The organism is Protofrankia sp. CiP1_Cm_nod1 (assembly GCF_920888515.1).
Taxonomy (GTDB): Bacteria; Actinomycetota; Actinomycetes; order Frankiales; family Frankiaceae; genus Protofrankia.
This window is the reverse complement of record NZ_CAKKTM010000068.1, coordinates 1-16,784: the sequence shown is the minus strand read 5'-3', so window position 1 is coordinate 16,784 and position 16,784 is coordinate 1. Positions and strand designations below refer to the sequence as shown.

15 protein-coding genes are annotated in these 16,784 nt (G+C 70.7%); 7 read left to right on the top strand and 8 right to left on the bottom strand.

The window, feature by feature from the left end; all coding sequences use genetic code 11:
- A partial coding sequence (locus NBX02_RS03975; RefSeq protein ID WP_250290035.1) for a transglutaminase-like domain-containing protein occupies window positions 1–746 on the top strand: 746 nt, incomplete at its 5' end.
- A gap of 191 nt (window positions 747–937) precedes the next feature.
- On the opposite strand, the gene NBX02_RS03970 is transcribed toward NBX02_RS03975, so the two are convergent.
- The 5 genes from NBX02_RS03970 to NBX02_RS03950 all read right to left on the bottom strand — a co-directional run bounded on the left by NBX02_RS03970 (window position 938) and on the right by NBX02_RS03950 (window position 5,501).
- Window positions 938–1,339, bottom strand: coding sequence for a DUF6113 family protein (locus NBX02_RS03970; protein ID WP_445548252.1), 402 nt, complete (start codon window positions 1,337–1,339; stop codon window positions 938–940).
- Window positions 1,340–1,451: 112 nt separating this feature from the next.
- Entirely contained in the window at window positions 1,452–2,384 is a 933-nt protein-coding gene (gene mshB, locus NBX02_RS03965) for an N-acetyl-1-D-myo-inositol-2-amino-2-deoxy-alpha-D-glucopyranoside deacetylase (protein WP_250283590.1), read from the bottom strand.
- Between the two features lie 167 nt (window positions 2,385–2,551).
- Entirely contained in the window at window positions 2,552–3,523 is a 972-nt protein-coding gene (locus NBX02_RS03960) for a DUF7065 domain-containing protein (RefSeq protein WP_250283588.1), read from the bottom strand.
- A 200-nt stretch (window positions 3,524–3,723) separates the two neighbouring features.
- Window positions 3,724–4,233 carry a hypothetical protein gene (locus NBX02_RS03955; RefSeq protein WP_250283586.1) on the bottom strand — a complete coding sequence of 170 codons (510 nt, stop codon included), beginning with the start codon at window positions 4,231–4,233 and terminating at the stop codon, window positions 3,724–3,726.
- A 47-nt stretch (window positions 4,234–4,280) separates the two neighbouring features.
- Window positions 4,281–5,501, bottom strand: coding sequence for a phosphotransferase family protein (locus tag NBX02_RS03950; RefSeq protein WP_250283584.1), 1,221 nt, complete (start codon window positions 5,499–5,501; stop codon window positions 4,281–4,283).
- A 292-nt stretch (window positions 5,502–5,793) separates the two neighbouring features.
- On the opposite strand from NBX02_RS03950, the gene NBX02_RS03945 reads away from it, so the two are divergent.
- The 3 genes from NBX02_RS03945 (at window position 5,794) to NBX02_RS03935 (ending at window position 9,308) form a co-directional block, all read left to right on the top strand.
- Window positions 5,794–7,062 (top strand): helix-turn-helix domain-containing protein, encoded by a 1,269-nt coding sequence (locus NBX02_RS03945; protein ID WP_250283582.1) that lies wholly within the window; start codon window positions 5,794–5,796, stop codon window positions 7,060–7,062.
- Window positions 7,063–7,439: 377 nt separating this feature from the next.
- Complete coding sequence (locus tag NBX02_RS03940; RefSeq protein ID WP_250283580.1) at window positions 7,440–8,783, top strand: DUF3696 domain-containing protein; 1,344 nt, start codon at window positions 7,440–7,442, stop codon at window positions 8,781–8,783.
- A 147-nt stretch (window positions 8,784–8,930) separates the two neighbouring features.
- A complete protein-coding gene (locus NBX02_RS03935; protein ID WP_250283578.1) occupies window positions 8,931–9,308 on the top strand; it encodes a hypothetical protein in 378 nt (125 codons plus the stop codon).
- Between the two features lie 51 nt (window positions 9,309–9,359).
- Here the strand turns inward: NBX02_RS03935 and typA are convergent, their stop codons facing one another.
- A complete protein-coding gene (gene typA, locus NBX02_RS03930; protein WP_250283576.1) occupies window positions 9,360–11,201 on the bottom strand; it encodes a translational GTPase TypA in 1,842 nt (613 codons plus the stop codon).
- A gap of 433 nt (window positions 11,202–11,634) precedes the next feature.
- Window positions 11,635–12,066, bottom strand: coding sequence for a (deoxy)nucleoside triphosphate pyrophosphohydrolase (locus tag NBX02_RS03925; RefSeq protein WP_250283609.1), 432 nt, complete (start codon window positions 12,064–12,066; stop codon window positions 11,635–11,637).
- Between the two features lie 143 nt (window positions 12,067–12,209).
- On the opposite strand from NBX02_RS03925, the gene NBX02_RS03920 reads away from it, so the two are divergent.
- Complete coding sequence (locus NBX02_RS03920) at window positions 12,210–12,527, top strand: 4a-hydroxytetrahydrobiopterin dehydratase (protein ID WP_250283574.1); 318 nt, start codon at window positions 12,210–12,212, stop codon at window positions 12,525–12,527.
- A gap of 101 nt (window positions 12,528–12,628) precedes the next feature.
- Entirely contained in the window at window positions 12,629–14,320 is a 1,692-nt protein-coding gene (locus NBX02_RS03915; protein ID WP_250283572.1) for a right-handed parallel beta-helix repeat-containing protein, read from the top strand.
- A gap of 15 nt (window positions 14,321–14,335) precedes the next feature.
- Here NBX02_RS03915 and ychF read toward each other — a convergent pair whose 3' ends face one another.
- Window positions 14,336–15,412: a redox-regulated ATPase YchF gene (ychF, locus tag NBX02_RS03910; RefSeq protein WP_250283570.1), complete on the bottom strand. Its 1,077-nt coding sequence runs from the start codon at window positions 15,410–15,412 to the stop codon at window positions 14,336–14,338.
- Between the two features lie 218 nt (window positions 15,413–15,630).
- Between ychF and NBX02_RS03905 the strand changes: the two genes are divergently transcribed.
- Entirely contained in the window at window positions 15,631–16,449 is an 819-nt protein-coding gene (locus NBX02_RS03905; protein WP_250290033.1) for a DUF4232 domain-containing protein, read from the top strand.
- The last annotated feature ends 335 nt before the right edge of the window (window positions 16,450–16,784 follow it).

Below are 16,784 nucleotides of genomic sequence, written 5' to 3'. Positions count from 1 at the left end.
GGCTCGCCGATGCCACCGCTCGGGACCCCGACAGCGCTGGCGGCGCCGGTGGCGCGGCCGCCGGCACGGCGGAAGGGCCGGCCGCCGGCCAGACGCTCGCCGGCCTGGACGTGCGCACCGCCGCCGAGATCCTGCGGCAGTCGCTCGGGGTACGAGGCGGATTCCACGGTGACCCCGCGGACTATGACAGCCTGTCCTCCTCTCTGCTCAGCTCGGTGCTCCGCCGCCGGCGCGGCCTGCCGATCATGCTGTCCGTGGTCTGGGTGGAGGTCGCCCGCCGCCTCGGGATCCCGGCCTATCCCGTCGGGCTGCCCGGACACGTCATCGTCGGTATCGGCTCGCCCGGCCGCAACGTCCTGGTCGACCCGTTCTGCGGCGGCCGGCTGATCACGGTGCACGAGGCCGCGGAACGGGTCCGCTCCACCGGGGCGCCGTTCACCCGCGCGTACCTCGCGCCGATGGGCCCGGTGGACCTGCTGATGCGGGTGCTGGGCAACATCCGGGTCTGGGCGGCCCGGACGGAGGCCACCACGACACGGCTGTGGGCCGTCGAGCTGTCCCTGCTGCTGCCCCACCACCCGGTGCACCTGCGCCGGGAGCGCGGGGAGCTGCGCGTGCGTCTCGGCGACTTCCTGGGCGGCGCCGAGGATCTCACGGCGTTCGCCGACGCGGTCGGGCCGCTGGAGCCGGCCGCCGCGGCGGCCGCCCGCGAGGCCGCGCATGCCGCCCGGGCGCGCCTGAACTGACCCAGCTCCTGAAGCAGGCCCTGGGCTGGCCCCGAGGCTGGCCCAGGGCTGGCCCCGAGCTGGGCTCAACGGGCCCGGAGCCGGGCTCGGCCAACTCCGGGGCGAAGCCCGGGAAGGCGGGAAGCCGGGAAGCCGGGAAGCCGGCGGGGCCGAAGGACCGGCCGTGTCCGGACCGGGCCGGGCCGCGGCGGTCACCGGCCGCGCGGGCCGGGCAGCGGCACGGCGGACAGGCCGCGCGGCGGCAGCCCGATCATCGCCACGACCACCGGCGCGAGCGCGCCGAGGACCATGAACAGGTATCCGGCGGCCTTGGCCTGCAGCAGCAGGTCCCCCTCGGGACGCGCGGCGGCCAGCCACAGCACGACCGGCACCCAGCCGGCCAGCGGGATCACGGCGCCGAGCCGGGTGCCGGTCAGCCAGCGCGCCAGCACCGCCAGGCCCGTGTTCCCGACCACGGCGACGGCGACGCCGACCGACAGCAGCACCCCGCCGGTACGCGGGCCCGCGGGCACGAGGAACACCCCGTAGAGGCCGAGCCCAAGCCCCCCGAAGGCACCGAACGTGTAGGCCGAGCCCAGGAACAGGCGGGACATTTCAAGATCTTCACCGGCCATGTGCCCCCCGCCCGCGCGGCCGCCCCGGCCATCCCGGCCATCCCGGCCATCCCGGCCATGTCCCGCCCCGCTCGCCCGACCGGCTCGGCGATCAGTCACGGACATCGAGATCCACCCCCGCGAACAGGTCGGTCTCCCGCCCGTACGGCCCGGCGCCCGGCCCGCGCCTGCCCCGGGTGAGGACGTAGTGCTCGGTACCCCACGCACGATGGCCGATACCGTCCGCCAGCGCGAAGAAGAAGCCGTCCGTCGTCATCTGGGTGGCGTGCGCCCGCATCGCCGCGACCTTCGCCTCATAGTAGGGATTCGCCTCGATCTCGGTGGTGACGGCCTCGTCCGGCACCGTCATCGGCACGTCCTCGGCCGACTCCACCCCGGCGAGCAGCTCCTGGCCGGTGCCCGCCGAGCGGAAGTAGTCGATCCCGGCCTGGAGCACCGAGCGCGGCATGGCTGTCTCGTACAGTTTCAGCGGCTGCCACGGCGGGCCGGCCTCGGGTGCGAAGCCCGGGTCGGCCGCCGCGTCGAACGCGCGCACGGTGGCCTGATGGGCGCGGATGTGGTCGGGATGCCCGTAGCCGCCGTTCGCGTCGTAGCTGACGAGCACCTGCGGGCGGACCTCCCGGACGATGCCGACGAGCGCGGCGGTGACGACGTCGAGGTCGGCCCGCCACAGGCAGCGGGGGTCGTCGTTGCCCGGGGTCCCCATCATGCCGCTGTCCCGCCAGCGGCCGGCCCCGCCGAGGAAGCGCTGGTCGCTGACGCCGAGCGCCGCGCAGGCCGCGGCCAGCTCCCCCATCCGGTACCCGCCGAGCTGGTCGCCGAGATCCGACCGCAGGTTGGCCAGCCCCGGGACGAGCACCTCGCCCATCTCCCCCAGCGTGCAGGTGACCAGGGTGACCGCGGTGTCCGGCGCCGCCGCGTAGGACGCCATGGTCACGCCCGTACCGATCACCTCGTCATCGGGATGCGCGTGCACGAACACGATCCGCCGCGCCGGCGGCCCGGCCGGACGGCGGGCGGACACCGTATCTCCGGGGAGGCGACTGGCGACGTCCCCGGGAGCGTCCCCCGGGATATCCGCACCGATGGCATTCACATCGACGACCGTACGAGATCGACGACCGCGGGCGGGGCAGGGTGTGTCCAGCTCGATCAGTCGGTGCCGCCAACCGCTGCTGCCAGCCGGCGCCGTCAGCCACCGCCCTGCCCGCTGCCCACAGCCACCTGGCTGCTCCCGTCGGGCTGCCCGGCCGGGCTCGGGACGCTCCATGGCAGCCGGAAACCGCCCTCGCACAGGCCGTAGCCGAGCGTGCCGTCGGCCAGGCGGTACTCCATCATCTGCTCACAGATCACGAACGAGTCCTGGGGCAGCAACCAGCTGAACAGCGGCCGGGCGGTGAAACCGGACGTCCGCCCCTTCTCGTCGGTGAACGCCCAGTCCATTCGCGAGACCTGGAAGGGGCCGGGCGCGTACTCGTTGTGATCGTCGATACGGGTGACGCGCAGCCACTGCCGGCCGTCGTGGAACATCCGCATGTAGGCGTCGGCGCCCCCGGTCGACACGCCGTGGACGCCGGCGAACGCCGTGCCGTCGTCAAAGACCGGCCAGGCGAGACGGTAGTGCCGGACACCGTCCCAGTTACGGACACCAGCGGCGACGTCACGAAACCCGCTGCCGGCGACCTCGGTCCGCCTGCCCCGGACGGTGACCTGCCCGGCGACCGTGCAGGGGCCCTCCAGATGGACCTGGGCCATCTCCCGGGCGAACGAGCCCTCCGCGTCCCGGGTCAGGGCGATGCAGTCGGCAAGCGGGTAGATCGTGTCCCACCGCAGATCGAGGCCGAAGTCGCCTTCGGCGAACGTCACCCGGGTGCTCGACAGCGGGGACAGCGACCGCACGTGCACACCCGCCAGGGTGACGCCCTTCTCCGGGCGGTCGTCGGTGTAGGGCAGGGTGAGGTTCGTGCGGACGAAGACCGGCAGGCCGTCCCGGAAGACGATCAGCCAGTTGTTGGCGTGCCGCTGGTTCTCCAGCAGACCCATCCGGACGAAGCAGCCGATGCGGGTCCGCGGGTCGTAGAAGTTCAGGTAGTAGCTCTGGTTCCACAGAGGCTGGTTGTCGTCCGAGACGACACCCTCGAAGCGTGCGAGATCGGCACTCATGACGTTTCCTTCGGCTCGTACTCCGTCCGCGGAACGGTCATCGACAGGACAGGACCGGGACCGGACAGGACAGGACGCGGACAGCAGGCACGGACGGGACGGCTGGGCCGGTCGGGGCCACGGATCGGCCCAGCGGTCATGGCCGGGACGCCGGGACGCCGGGACGCGTAAGGCCGGCGCCGGGTGACCAGGTGGGGGCTTTATCCGGTGGCAGCGGCCGTCCCGAGGAGGCTGTCGAGGGACGGCAGGCTCGACGGGTCCTGCTCGAACCCCTGGGGCAGGACCCACGCCCGCTCCCGGAGGAGCTGATCGCGGGACATGGTCAGTACCTCGTGCCATACCGCGTCGCGGCAGGGCGCGGCGGCGGCGTCGGCAAAGACGGTGTCGACGACGGCGCCCGCGACGGCCCGTAGCTGGCGGACGGTGTCCACCAGCTCGGCGGGGTCGGCCTTCGCGCGTTCCAGGACGTCTCTGCCGGCCCGCGCGTCCGCGGCGAGACGGGTGATCAGATCCGACGTCCGCGGCCCCCCGCTCGCCACCCCCGCGAGCTGTTCGGCGAAGTCGGTCAGCCGCTGTAGCTCGTCGCGGTCGAACTGGAACTGCAGGGGTAACCGCTCGGCCATCAGCAGGAGGGTGCCGACCACCACCTGGGCCTGTTCCTGGGCCATCTGGTTGGCCGGGTCGACCGCGGGCAGGACAACCTCCGTCATTGCCCTGATAATCGTCCGGAGCTGGGTGTCAGGGCGCACCATCATTGTCAGAAACCTTTCTCGAGAAGCATGCGTATCTCGTCCAGCAACAGACTCCCAATCCCGATCAGCCAGGCTACGAGAACGTCCTGGTGCGTTTTCCCACCGCGAGCGATCCGATATCCCGTCCCGAGCGTCAGGGCAGCGAGGAAGAACGCGTTGTATATCTTGTAGAAATGCAGCCGGCGGGGGTCGACGGTGAGCCCCGACGCCTTCTCGTACGCCTCGTAGAGCTCGTCGGGCGGCAGCAGGCCGCTGGCCAGGAAGGTGGCGCCGTCCTCCGCGAGGTGACCGAAGACGGGGGTGGCCAGGTAGGCGAGGTCCTGGTGGCGGTCGCCGAGCCGGCCGAGTTCCCAGTCCAGCAACGCCGTGATGCGGGCGTCGGCCTCGGTGAACAGGTAGTTCCCCGCCCGGTAGTCGCCGTGGACGACGCAGATGCGGTCGGCCGGCGGCATGTTCTGGCGCATCCAGTGGGCGGCGAGGTTCATCAGGGGCACCTCCTCGCCGCAGTCCTCCTCCCAGACGCGGGCCCACCAGTTCAGGCCCCATTCCACGCTCTGCGTCCCGGCCTGCGGGACGTCAAATGCGCCGAGCTGCGCGCCGCTGAAGTCGAACGTGTGGACGGCGGCGAGGTGCTCGACGAACTGCGAGGCCAGCGGGCCGCGCAACGCGGGCCCGAAGTTGATGCCGAGCCCGCTGACACCGCTGGTCGCCGTCGAGGGCCTGGTCGCCCCCGGCGCGAAACCGTAGATCAGTGCCGGATAGGGCAGGTGGCTGCCGTCCGCGTCGACCCAGTACGCCGGGGGCACCGGCACGACCCCCCGCATGGCCCTGATCAGCTGGAACTCCCGTAATCGGCTGGTCTCGACGATCGACTCGGCCGGTTCCATCCGCAGGACCATCGGTGTCCGGGTGCGGCCGACACCCGGTTCGACCCAGTCGAGGGTGAAGGCCATCTGCACCTTCGACGCGCCGCCGGTCAGCCAGCGGGTGTCGAGGACGGTGAAGGGCTCGTCGAGTTCGTCGTGCAGCAGCGCCTCCACACCGGCCCGCAGCGTGGCCAGGGACTGCGGCGCATAACCCGGGCCGGCGCGTCGCCCGAGCCGACGGGTGAGAATCGCGTCGATCTCCCTCTCGGTGGTGTAGCGGCCACGCAGATCTTCGATCCAGGCCGGCTGGGGCGCGTTTTTGTCATGGCCCCGGGGTAGGATTTTTTCAGCGGTCAGCATGCGGGCCCCCGCATCGTCGGGTATGTGTTCCCACGCGGCGGGAAAGGTTTTCACCTGCTTCGGCCGCGCCGGTTTTCCTGTTGGCAGGAATTGTGGCGGAGCACGATCGGTGCGCCAATATCCGGCACTGGCAAGGCTGCGGGACGGGCGTCACCCGGACCGCCAGCGACGACCGGCGGTATCCCGCGGCGCGGGGGTGGGCTGTCCCGAACGGAGCAGGGGAGCCGGCAGAAGGGACAAGCTTGATGTGACGTACACCACTTCTCACCGGAGAAACTGTTACGCTCGGCCGATGCCCGGGAAGCGCGACACGGAGCCCGCGTTAGACGCTCCGAAACCGGCCGAGTACGCATCCGCCACGGAAGCGATCCAGCGCTGCGCACACGAACTGCTGCTGCGCTCCACCGAGATCGCCGCCGAGATCACCGAACAGGTTCTCGCCGGCCAGCCGACCCTGGTACCGAACCGGACGCCGGCGGCCGTCGACGCGGTGCGCGAGAGCACCGACCAGAACGTCGGTGCGATCTTCTCCACGCTGGCCTTCGGCATCCCGGCCACGGCGATCGAGCCGCCCCTGGGCGCCCGCAACCTGCTGCGCCACTCGATCCTCGGCGGCGGGGACGTCACCGACCTGCTGCGCGCCTACCACTACGGCCACGGGCTGCTCTGGCAGATGTGGAGCGCCCACGTCGGCGAACGGGTGGCCGACCTCGACCTGCTGCGCGAGGTCCTGTCGCTGTCCTCCCAGCACATCTTCACGTTCGTCGACCACTCCTGCGCGCACCTGGTCGACGAGTACCACGCCGAGTTCGGCGGGCACGTCCCGCGTGTCTTCCAGCACCGCGCGCCCAGCGACCTCATCTGTGAGCTCGTCGCCGACGACCCGGTGGACGAGATCGCGGTGAGCTCACTGCTCCGCTACGACGTGCGGGCCCATCACGTGGCAATGGTGCTCGCGCCGACCGGCGCCGGTGGCGACGTCCGGCGCGCGCTGGACGACCTGGGCGCCGCGGCCGCGTCAGCGGTGCTCACGCTGCCGGTGGGCGACGGCACGTGGTGGGCCTGGTTCGGCTGGCCGGCCCGGCCGGACGAGGACACCCTGGCCAGGATCGCGGCTACTCCGCTGGTCGGAACGCTCGGCGGCATGGGATCCGTGGGACGGGGCCGGGCCGGGTTCCGCCGGTCCCACTACCAGGCCCGCGATGCCGAGCGCGTCGCACGGCTGAGCGGGCAGGCCGGCGCCGGCGTGGTCCGGCACCGTGACGTCGAACTCGCCGCGCTGCTGTGCGCCGACCCCGGGCGCGCCCAGCGGCTCGCGGACGAACGTCTCGGCGCCCTCGGCCGCCGCAACGAGGACTGCCGGCGGCTGCGCGAAACGCTGCTGACGTTCCTTTCCCAGGGATGCAGCAGAACACGCACCGCCCGGCTGCTGCACGTGCACCACAAGACGGTCAGCTACCGGCTCGCACAGGCCAAGGAACTGCTGGGCAGACCGCTGTCCGAGGACATCCTCGAGCTCGGCGCGGCCCTCCTCATCGAACACACCCTCCACAGCGGCTGACGCTTTGACTGATATTTCGATATTGTCCGCTTTGATCCCTATATATCATGATGTGCTATGATTAATTATGATTTGGTGCACGCCAGCGCGTTCCCCCGGCGTGGCACGGCCTCCTGGCGACTGCGGTTTCCCGCTGCCGTCCGGGTACCGTCGCGGACACGGCATGTTGTACGGCACGGTCAGCCACGGCCAAGTGGAGATCAGCCGGTCGGGAAAGCAGCATGACGACCGAACCGACCTAGCCCGCAGGCCCGACCGCCGTGGCACCGCCCCGGGGACCGGCGCCCCACGTTGCCATGGTCTGCCACGCACGACGCACATCGGAGCCGGTGCTCACGCTCTGTCAGAATAGACGGAGATCCTCGAAGGAGGGAACCATGTTGACCGGCCTGCGCATACAGAATTTCAAGAGCTGGCGGGACTCCGGTGCCATCAGACTCGCCCCGGTCACCGTGTTGTTCGGGGCGAACAGCTCCGGAAAGACCAGCCTGATCCAACTCCTGCTGCTACTCAGACAGAGCGCGGCCAACACCGACCGCCGGCGCGTTCTCGACCTCGGTGACGCAAACTCCCTCGTCGAACTGGGCACCTTCAACGATCTTGTTCACAACCACCGGGCAGCCGACAGCCTGTCGTTCACCATCAGTTGGACCGGCGAAAGAACCGACCTCCTCGAAGGCTTCATCCTCCTGGACGACTACTATGCCCCACTGCACTTCGACGCGAAGATCATACAGGCCCCCGACGGACCACTTGCCGTCGACAACTTCGGCTACTCGATCGCGAACGAGTATTTCTCGGTGAATCGGAACGGACCGGACTCCTACCGCCTGCACAGCGTCAGCCACAGCGAAAGACACAATCTCGGAGTTCCGACAAGATTCTATGGATTCCCGGAACTCGACGATATCCCACCCACCGAGATAAACGCACTCGGCGGTCTGGAATACGAGTTCGAACGAGCCCTGGCCAAGATCTCATACGTCGGCCCGATGCGGGAGAACCCGAGAAGAAGCTACCTGTGGACGGGCACCGTCCCGTCCGATGTCGGGAAGAAGGGCGAGCGGGCGGTCGAGGCGCTGCTGGCCGCACAGATAACCGCCGGCTCCGTCTCGGGCCCGGTGCGGGACGGCAGCGGCGCGTCCCTACCGGAACAGGTCGGGCGCTGGCTGCGGGACATGAAGGTCATCCATTCGTTCGAACTGCGGGAGCTCGTCGCGGGACGGCGGATATTCGAGCTGGTGGTGCGGACACGGCCTGACTCCCCCGAGGTACTGCTGACCGACGTCGGATTCGGTGTCTCCCAGATCCTCCCCGTGCTCGTCCAGTCGTATTATGCCGAGAGAAGCGGCACGGTCATCTTCGAGCAGCCCGAGATCCACCTGCATCCGAGCGTCCAGTCACAGCTGGCCGACGTTTTCATCGACGCCGCGCGGACGCAGGGCGTTCAGTTCCTGATCGAAAGCCACAGCGAACATCTGCTACGGCGGTTGCAGCGTCGCCTTGCCGAGGGAGTCGTGACCGCTGGCGACGTAGCGCTCTACTTCGTGGAGTACGGCCCGGACGGATCAGTGCTACGAGAGCTGGAGCTGGACGAGACCGGCAATATCAGGAACTGGCCCGACGGATTCTTCGGGGACGACTTCAGCGACATCGCGACGGTCGCGCGCCTGTCTGCCGAGCATCGGCTGCGCACAGCCCGCGGAGGCACGGATGCCTGACCACGACCCGGCGTCTGGCAGCCGACGCCGGAACATGTCGTCGGCACGGGCGTCGCCATCGTGGCCAACGGCCGTGACGAATGGCCGGCGGAATGCGAGCTGGCCTGCATCGGCCTGTTACAGGACCTGGTCGCCCACGGCGGAATCGTGCTGGACACGCTCGGTCTCATCACAGCTGAATATGCCAGGCATCTGAACTTCTCCGGCCAGCCCGGCATCGGCGACGCCTTCTTTCGCTGGGCGCAGAACAACCAGTACAACGAGGCATGCTGCAGCCGGGTCGAGATCACACCGGACGCCGAAGGAAATTTTCTGGAATTCCCGGACGACGCCGCTCTCGCCGACTTCGATCCGTCCGACCGCAAGTTCGTGGCGACAGCCGCCGCACACGGCGGAGCTCGTATCGCGGTCGGCACGGACAGCGACTGGTGGCACCATCGGGATGCCCTCACGGCGGCCGGCATCCCGATAGCGTTCCTGTGCGAGAAATACTTCCGGGAAAAATATCGAAACGGCCGACGATAGCGGGCCCTGGCAACGGCCGGCCTCGGTCCGGGGCTGCCGCGGCCGTCGGGGTCAGTTGGCGCGGCGGCGGGAGCGGAGCTTCTCCCGCTCGGCCGCGGTCAGCGCGACCTTGCGCAGCCGGACCGGGCCGGGGGTGACCTCGACGCACTCGTCCTCGCGGCAGAACTCCAGCGCCTGCTCGAGGGAGAGCTGCCGGTGCGGGGTCAGCCGCACCAGTTCGTCCCCGGTGGACGAACGCATGTTGGTCAGCTTCTTCTCCTTGGTGGGGTTGACGTCCATGTCGTCCGCGCGGGAGTTCTCCCCGACGATCATGCCCTCGTAGACGTCGGTGGTTGGCCCGATGAACAGGGTGCCGCGCTCCCCCAGGTTGTACAGGGCGTAGGCGGTCGCCACGCCGGCGCGGTCGGCCACCATCGACCCCGTCGCCCGGGTGCGCAACTCGCCGAACCACGGCTCGTAGGAGTCGAAGACGTGGTGCATGAGCCCGGTGCCGCGGGTCTCGGTCAGGAACTCGGTGCGGAAGCCGATCAGCCCCCGGGCCGGCACCCGGTATTCCATCCGGATCCAGCCGGTGCCGTGGTTGATCATCTGCTCGAGGCGTCCCTTGCGGACCGCCAGCAGCTGGGTGAGCGTCCCGAGGTACTCGTCGGGAGCGTCGATGGTGAGCCGCTCGACCGGTTCGTGCCGCTTGCCGTCGATCTCCCTGGTGACGACCTGCGGCTTGCCGACGGTCAGCTCGAAGCCCTCCCGGCGCATCAGCTCCACCAGGATCGCCAGCGCCAGCTCGCCGCGGCCCTGGACCTCCCAGGTGTCCGGCCGCTGCGTCGGCAGCACCCGGATGGAGACGTTGCCGACCAGCTCGGCGTCCAGCCGGTTGCGCAGCAGCCGCGCGGTCAACTTCGTGCCGGACCTGCCGGCGAGCGGGGAGGTGTTGATGCCGATCGTCATGCTGATCGACGGCTCGTCCACGGTGATGACGGGCAGCGGCCGGGGGTCGTCCGGGTCGGCCAGCGTCTCGCCGATCATGATGTCGGGGATGCCGGCGACGGCGATGATGTCGCCGGGCCCCGCCTGCTCGCCCGGCACCCGCTCCAGCGCCTTCGTGACCAGCAGCTCGGTGATCTTTACCCGGTCGACGCGGCCGTCGGCGCGGCACAGCGCGGTGGTCTGCCCGCGCCGCAGCGTCCCGTTGTGGATGCGGCACAGCGCCAGCCGCCCGAGGTAGGGCGACGCGTCGAGGTTGGTGACCAGCGCCTGCAGGGGCGCCTCGGGGTCGTAGACCGGCGCCGGGATGGTGGTCAACAGCACGTCGAACAACGGCTTGAGGTCGGGCGAGTCGGGGTTGCCGCCGTCGGCGGGGCGGTCGAGCGAGGCCCGGCCGGCCTTGGCGTTGCAGTAGACGATCGGGAAGTCGATCTGGGTCTCGTCCGCGTCCAGGTCGAGGAAGAGCTCGTAGGTGGCGTCGACGACCTCCGCGATCCGGGCGTCGGAGCGGTCCACCTTGTTGATGACCAGGATGACCGGCTGCCGGGCCTCCAGCGCCTTGCGCAGGACGAACCGGGTCTGCGGCAGCGGCCCCTCGCTCGCGTCGACGAGCAGCACGACCCCGTCCACCATGGACAGGCCGCGTTCGACCTCGCCGCCGAAGTCCGCGTGGCCCGGCGTGTCCACGATGTTGATCGTGACGTCGCCGTACTGGACCGCGGTGTTCTTGGCGAGGATCGTGATGCCCTTCTCGCGCTCGAGGTCCATCGAGTCCATCACCCGGTCGGTGGCCTCGGAGTGCTCGCCGAAGGCACCGGACTGCCGCAGCATCGCGTCGACGAGCGTCGTCTTGCCGTGGTCGACATGGGCGATGATCGCAACATTACGCAGATCGGCACGGACAGACACGGTGACAGGCTCCGGTGGGGACGTGGGGCGGCCGCCCCTGGACTAGTGATGCCGGACAACGGTGATGCCGGCCAGCGGTCGCGCCGACCCGTCAGGTGGGACGCACCGTCCTACCTGACGGGACACGCCGCGCGCCAGGCGGGAGCGTCTGGAAGACCGTCGTATCCGGACCCGGCCCGCGAGTGTCCACCATCATGGTACGGATACCGGCGACCTGACGGTCGATGGCAACAGAAAGTGTAATCATCGAAACTATCCGTTGACTTTAGCAGCCCGCCGCCGGCCCAGCGCCGGCCCGGACAGGGCCCCGGCCAGATGCCGGATCCGATGCCGGACCAGCCAGACACCGGACCAGCCAGACACCGGACCAGCCAGACACCGGACCAGCCAGACACCGGACCAGGCAGGCACCGGACCAGGCACCGAAGCCGGGTCAGATGCCGGACCGGGTGTCCGGCGACGTCGCGCCCAGGCGCCGGCGAAGATCTTCGATGAGCGGCGCGTCCGGGGCCAGCCAGGGGACGTCGTCGAGCTCGTCCCGCGCGAGCCAGCGGTGCGCCGAATGCGTGATCAGCCTGGGCTCGCCCGTGACGATCCGCCCGAAACGCACCCGCAGCACCCAGCCGTCCGCCGGCAGTGGCACCTCGCCGAGGAGCGCGCCGACCTCGATGTCGACCCCGAGCTCCTCCCGGCACTCGCGGACGAGAGCGGCGGCCTCGTCCTCACCGGGCTCGACCTTGCCGCCGGGGAACTCCCAGCCGCCGGCGAGCGCGGACGGACCTCGCCTACAGCATGCCAGCACCCGCCCCTGAACATCAACAAGTGCCGCTGCCACCACCACGCGCGGGATGCCGGACGACTTCATAACGAACGACACTGTAACGAGCGGGCTCCGTAACGAGCAGGCTCTGCCTGCCACGAAGAGGACGCACAGCAGACACAGCGGACGCACGGCACGGGCGGCCACCATCCGACGGCCGCCCGGCCGGACCAGACGGAGGTTCCTCCATGCCCACCAAGCTGGACGCACACCGCGTGGCCGACGCCCTTAGCGCGCTGCCGGGGTGGAGCGGCGACACATCGACGATCGTCCGCAGGGTCGCCATGGACGAGGAGACCGCCAGCGAGGCGGTCAGGAAGATCTCGACTGTCGCGAACGAGATGAACCATCACCCCGTTATTGATCAGGTGCCCGGAATGACGATCTTCACAGTCTGGACCCACTCACAAGGGGGTGTCACCGACCTCGACATCGCCCTGGCGTCCCGGATCTCCGACATCCTGCGCCAGCACGGCATCGCGGACCCGAGCGACGCCGGCACATGACCTGCCCCACCCGCAATCAACTACCCTCCGTCCAGTAATGATCACATAGAGTACACAATGAGTTGTTGAATCGTTGGCCGGAGAACTGTCGGGGAGCACGGGTGGCGGGTCGATCGGATGGTGAGCCAGCGGCCTTCCTGAGCTACGCACACGACGACGACGAGCACGACAGCGGCCTGATCACAGCGTTCCGGCGGCGGCTCGAGGGCGAGCTGCGCGCGCAGACCGGGCGCCGCGAGCTACAGATCTTCCAGGACCGGGACGACATCGCCTGGGGCCAGGCCTGGGAGGAACGAATCAACCGCTCCCTGGACGCGGTCACGTTCTTCATACCGATCGTGACCCCGGCGTTCGTGGCCAGCCCGCAGTGCCAGCGGGAGCTGGCCCGTTTCGTCGACCGGGAACGCCAGCTCGACCGTACCGACCTGATCCTACCGGTGTACTGGATCAGCGTCCCGGAGCTGGAAACACCGGGACGGGCCGCCGGCGACGCCCTGCTCACCGCGCTGGCCGCCCGGCAGTACACCGACTGGCGGGAACGCCGCTTCCACGACCTGTCGAGCCCGGGCAGCCGCCGGGCGACAGCCGTGCTGGCCCGCCGCATCCGCGACGCGCTCGCCGTAGGCGCGCCGGCGCCCGGGAGGAGCTTCCCCGGCACGCCCGGCGACGGCGCGGCGGGTCACCGCGCCGGGCGTCCGGTGCGGGCGCACCCGGTAGAGGTACACGTGGTCGACGCGCTGGGCCGGGGGGACTTCTCCACCGTGGACGCGGCGGTCCGCGCCGCCCGGCCCGGCGACCGGATCGTGATCCGCCCCGGGCTCTACCCCGGGCCGCTCATCCTCGACAAGCCGCTGGAGATCGTCGGGGACGGGCCGGTCGAGGAGATCACCGTGGTGGCCGGCGCGGGCAGCGTGGTGGTGTTCACCGCGGCGAACGGGTCGGTGCGCGGGCTGACGCTGCGGGCGACCGGGCAGCCGGGCGAGGCGCCGGTGGTCGACATCCGCACCGGCCGGCTCGTCCTGGACGGCTGCGACATCAGCGGGAGCGCGTCCGCCGGCGTGGCCGTCCACGGCGACGCCGACCCCCACGTCCACCGCTGCCGTGTCCACTACGTGTCCGGCCGCGGCGTGCACGTCCACGGCAAGGGCGCCGGGCTGTTCGAGGACAACGACATCACCGACAACGTCCGGTCCAACATCGTGGTGGCCTCGGGCGGGAATCCGAGAGTGCGCGGCAACCGCATCGCCAACTCCCAGCGAAGCGGCGTCTTCGTCCACGACAACGGCGCCGGGCTGTTCGAGGACAACGACATCACCGGCAACGCCCGGTCCAACATCACCGTGGAGTCCGGCGGGAACCCGACGGTCCGCCGCAACCGCATCACCAGTTCCCGGCGAAGCGGCGTGTTCGTCCACGACAACGGCGCCGGGCTGTTCGAGGACAACGACATCACCGGCAACACCTGGCCCAACGTCACCGTGGCGTCGGGCGGGAACCCGACGGTCCGTGGCAACCGCATCACCAGCTCCCAGAACGCCGGCGTGCACGTCTACGACAACGGCGCCGGGCTGTTCGAGGACAACGACATCACCGGCAACACCCGGTCCAACATCGCTGTGGAGTCCGGCGGGAACCCGACGGTCCGCCGCAACCGCATCACCAACTCCCAGGAACACGGCGTGTTCGTCTACGACAACGGTGCCGGGCGCTTCGAGGACAACGACATCACCGGCAACCGGAAATCCGCCTGGGACGTCTGGGGCGCCGACCGGAAACGGCTGATCCGCCACTGACCGGCGGAGGCGGGGCTACACGTTGAAACGGAACTCGACAACGTCGCCGTCGGCCATGACGTAGTCCTTGCCCTCGACGCGGACGCGGCCGGCGGCGCGGGCGGCGGCCATCGAGCCCGCCGCCGTCAGGTCGTCGAAGGAGACCACCTCGGCCTTGATGAAGCCGCGCTGGAAGTCGGTGTGGATGACGCCCGCGGCCTCCGGTGCGGTCGCGCCGGCCTTGATCGTCCAGGCCCGCGCCTCCTTCGGCCCGGCTGTCAGGTAGGTCTGCAGGCCCAGCGTGTGGAAGCCGGTCCGGGCCAGCTGCGCCAGGCCGCTCTCGGACTGCCCGAGGGAGGCCAGCAGCTCGGCGGCGTCCTCGTCGGGGAGCTCGGTGAGCTCGGCCTCGACCTTCGCGCACAGCACCACCGCGTCGGCGGGGGCGACCAGCGCGGCGAGCTCCTTGCGCCGGCCCTCGTCAGCGAGGGCGTCCTCGTCGACGTTGAACACGTACAGGAACGGCTTGGCCGTCAGCAGGAACAGCTCCCGCAGCGCCGCCGTGTCCACACCCGGTTCGGACGAGAGGGTGCGGCCGGCGTCGAGCACCTCGCGGGCGTGCTTCATGGCGGCGAGCAGGCCCTGCTTGCCCTTGTCGGCCCGGGCTTCCTTCTCCAGTCTGGGCAGGCGCGCGTCGATGGTCTGCAGGTCGGCGAGGACGAGCTCGGTGTTGATGGTGGCGATGTCGTCGGCGGGGTCGACCCGGCCGTCCACGTGGACGACGTCCGGGTCGGAGAAGACCCGGACGACCTGGCAGACCACGTCCGACTCGCGGATGTTGGCCAGGAACCTGTTGCCGAGCCCCTGCCCCTCGGAGGCGCCGCGGACCAGGCCGGCGATGTCGACGAAGCTCACCGTCGCCGGCACCGTGCGGGCGCTGTGGAAGACCTCGGCGAGCCGGTCGAGCCGGGGGTCGGGAACCCCGACGACGCCGACATTCGGCTCGATGGTGGCGAACGGGTAGTTCGCGGCCAGCACGTCGTTGCGGGTCAGCGCGTTGAACAAGGTCGACTTGCCGACGTTGGGTAGTCCGACGATCCCGATCGACAGGCCCATGGGGCCGCAGTCTACGGTGCCGGCCGCGTCGCCTGCCGGCCGCCGGCCGCCGGTGGCCATCGGCCACGGGCCGCCGCACCGAACAGGGCCGCGCCCGCCGGGCCCGGAACCCGCCGCCCGTCCTGTGCCGTTGCGTGCCGCCGGCTTCCATCCCGTGCCGCCGGAGGGCAACATCGAGGAGGTGTAGCCGCTGGTGGCATGGCGGGAGGGTGAGGCCCATGAAACTCGTCCTGGGTGAGAGCGGCAGAGGTGGGGCCCACAAGACCTACGGTGCCTGTGAGGACGGCAGGGCCGGCCTGGCCGGTAGGACCGGTGGAGCCGGTAGGACCGGTGGAGCCGGTAGGACCGGTGGAGCCGGCGGGGGTGGCGGGGCCGGGAGAGCGGCCGCGCGGGCGTTGGCCGTCCTCGCGGCCGCGGTGGCGTGCGCGGCCTGCGCCGGCGCGGACGGCGCGGGTCCAGGAGCCGCCGGGGTGGGCCCGTCCCTCCCGCCGGGGGCCGGGGGCACGGCGCCGGCGAACGCGCCGGTGGCCGCGGGTACCGGTACCGGTACCCGCGCCGGTACCGGTACCGGTGGCACCGGAGGCGCCGGCGTGAGCGCCGTCCCGGGCCGCTGCACCGCCGCGGACCTGCAGTTGTCGACCGCCCCGCCGCCCGGCGGCAGCGGCATGGGCCACCAGGGCCTGGTGATCGTGTTCACGAACGGGACGCGCGACGCCTGTGCCCTCACCGGCTATCCGGGGGTGGCCGCCCGGGACGCCACGGGCCGGGACGCCGCGGACGCCGCCCGCAGCACCATCGGCTCCATCTTCCCGGTGACCGAGCAGCGGCGTGTCGTGCTGGAGCCGAACGGCAGCGCCTCCGCCGGTGTCGAGTGGACGGTCGTCCCGTCCGGGAACCAGACGGCCTGCCCGTCCTACACCGGTCTGCGGGTGACCCCGCCGGGTGACACCCACAGCCTCGATCTGCCACAGTCTGTCACTTTCTGTGGCAGCTTCCGGGTGCATCCGCTCGTTCCCGGCGCCGCGGCGGGCGCCTGAGCGGGCCACCTTGACCGCGCTGGCCGCGGTCGGCCAGGAGCTGCGCGCACCCGGCCGGGGGCACTCTCCGGGCCCGTCGGCGGCCTCCGGTGAGCCGGTCGTCGTCAGGTGGCCGGGGCGCTGCCGGCGGTTCCTCCGGAAAAGTGTCGGACGTCCGTGATTGCCTGTGCACCATGGACGCCACGACCATGCTGCTCTTTCTCGTCGGGCTGCTGCTGGGGGCCGGGGGCGGCTTCGCGGGCGGCCGCCGGGCCGGCGACGCCCGGCTCGACGCCCTCGTGGCCGAGCACAGCCGGACAGCCCGCGAGCTGGAGGCGCTGCGCCGGGCCGAGCAC

Excerpts from the sequence above, each read along its gene's own strand:
- NBX02_RS03950 (WP_250283584.1), bottom strand. The coding sequence starts at position 5,501 with ATGCTGACCGCTGAAAAAATCCTACCCCGGGGCCATGACAAAAACGCG.
- NBX02_RS03920 (WP_250283574.1), top strand. The coding sequence starts at position 12,210 with ATGCCCACCAAGCTGGACGCACACCGCGTGGCCGACGCCCTTAGCGCG.
- NBX02_RS03905 (WP_250290033.1), top strand. The coding sequence starts at position 15,631 with ATGAAACTCGTCCTGGGTGAGAGCGGCAGAGGTGGGGCCCACAAGACC.
- NBX02_RS03945 (WP_250283582.1), top strand. The coding sequence starts at position 5,794 with ATGCCCGGGAAGCGCGACACGGAGCCCGCGTTAGACGCTCCGAAACCG.
- ychF (WP_250283570.1), bottom strand. The coding sequence starts at position 15,412 with ATGGGCCTGTCGATCGGGATCGTCGGACTACCCAACGTCGGCAAGTCG.
- NBX02_RS03960 (WP_250283588.1), bottom strand. The coding sequence starts at position 3,523 with ATGAGTGCCGATCTCGCACGCTTCGAGGGTGTCGTCTCGGACGACAAC.
- NBX02_RS03955 (WP_250283586.1), bottom strand. The coding sequence starts at position 4,233 with ATGACGGAGGTTGTCCTGCCCGCGGTCGACCCGGCCAACCAGATGGCC.
- NBX02_RS03925 (WP_250283609.1), bottom strand. The coding sequence starts at position 12,066 with ATGAAGTCGTCCGGCATCCCGCGCGTGGTGGTGGCAGCGGCACTTGTT.
- NBX02_RS03970 (WP_445548252.1), bottom strand. The coding sequence starts at position 1,339 with ATGTCCCGCCTGTTCCTGGGCTCGGCCTACACGTTCGGTGCCTTCGGG.
- NBX02_RS03940 (WP_250283580.1), top strand. The coding sequence starts at position 7,440 with ATGTTGACCGGCCTGCGCATACAGAATTTCAAGAGCTGGCGGGACTCC.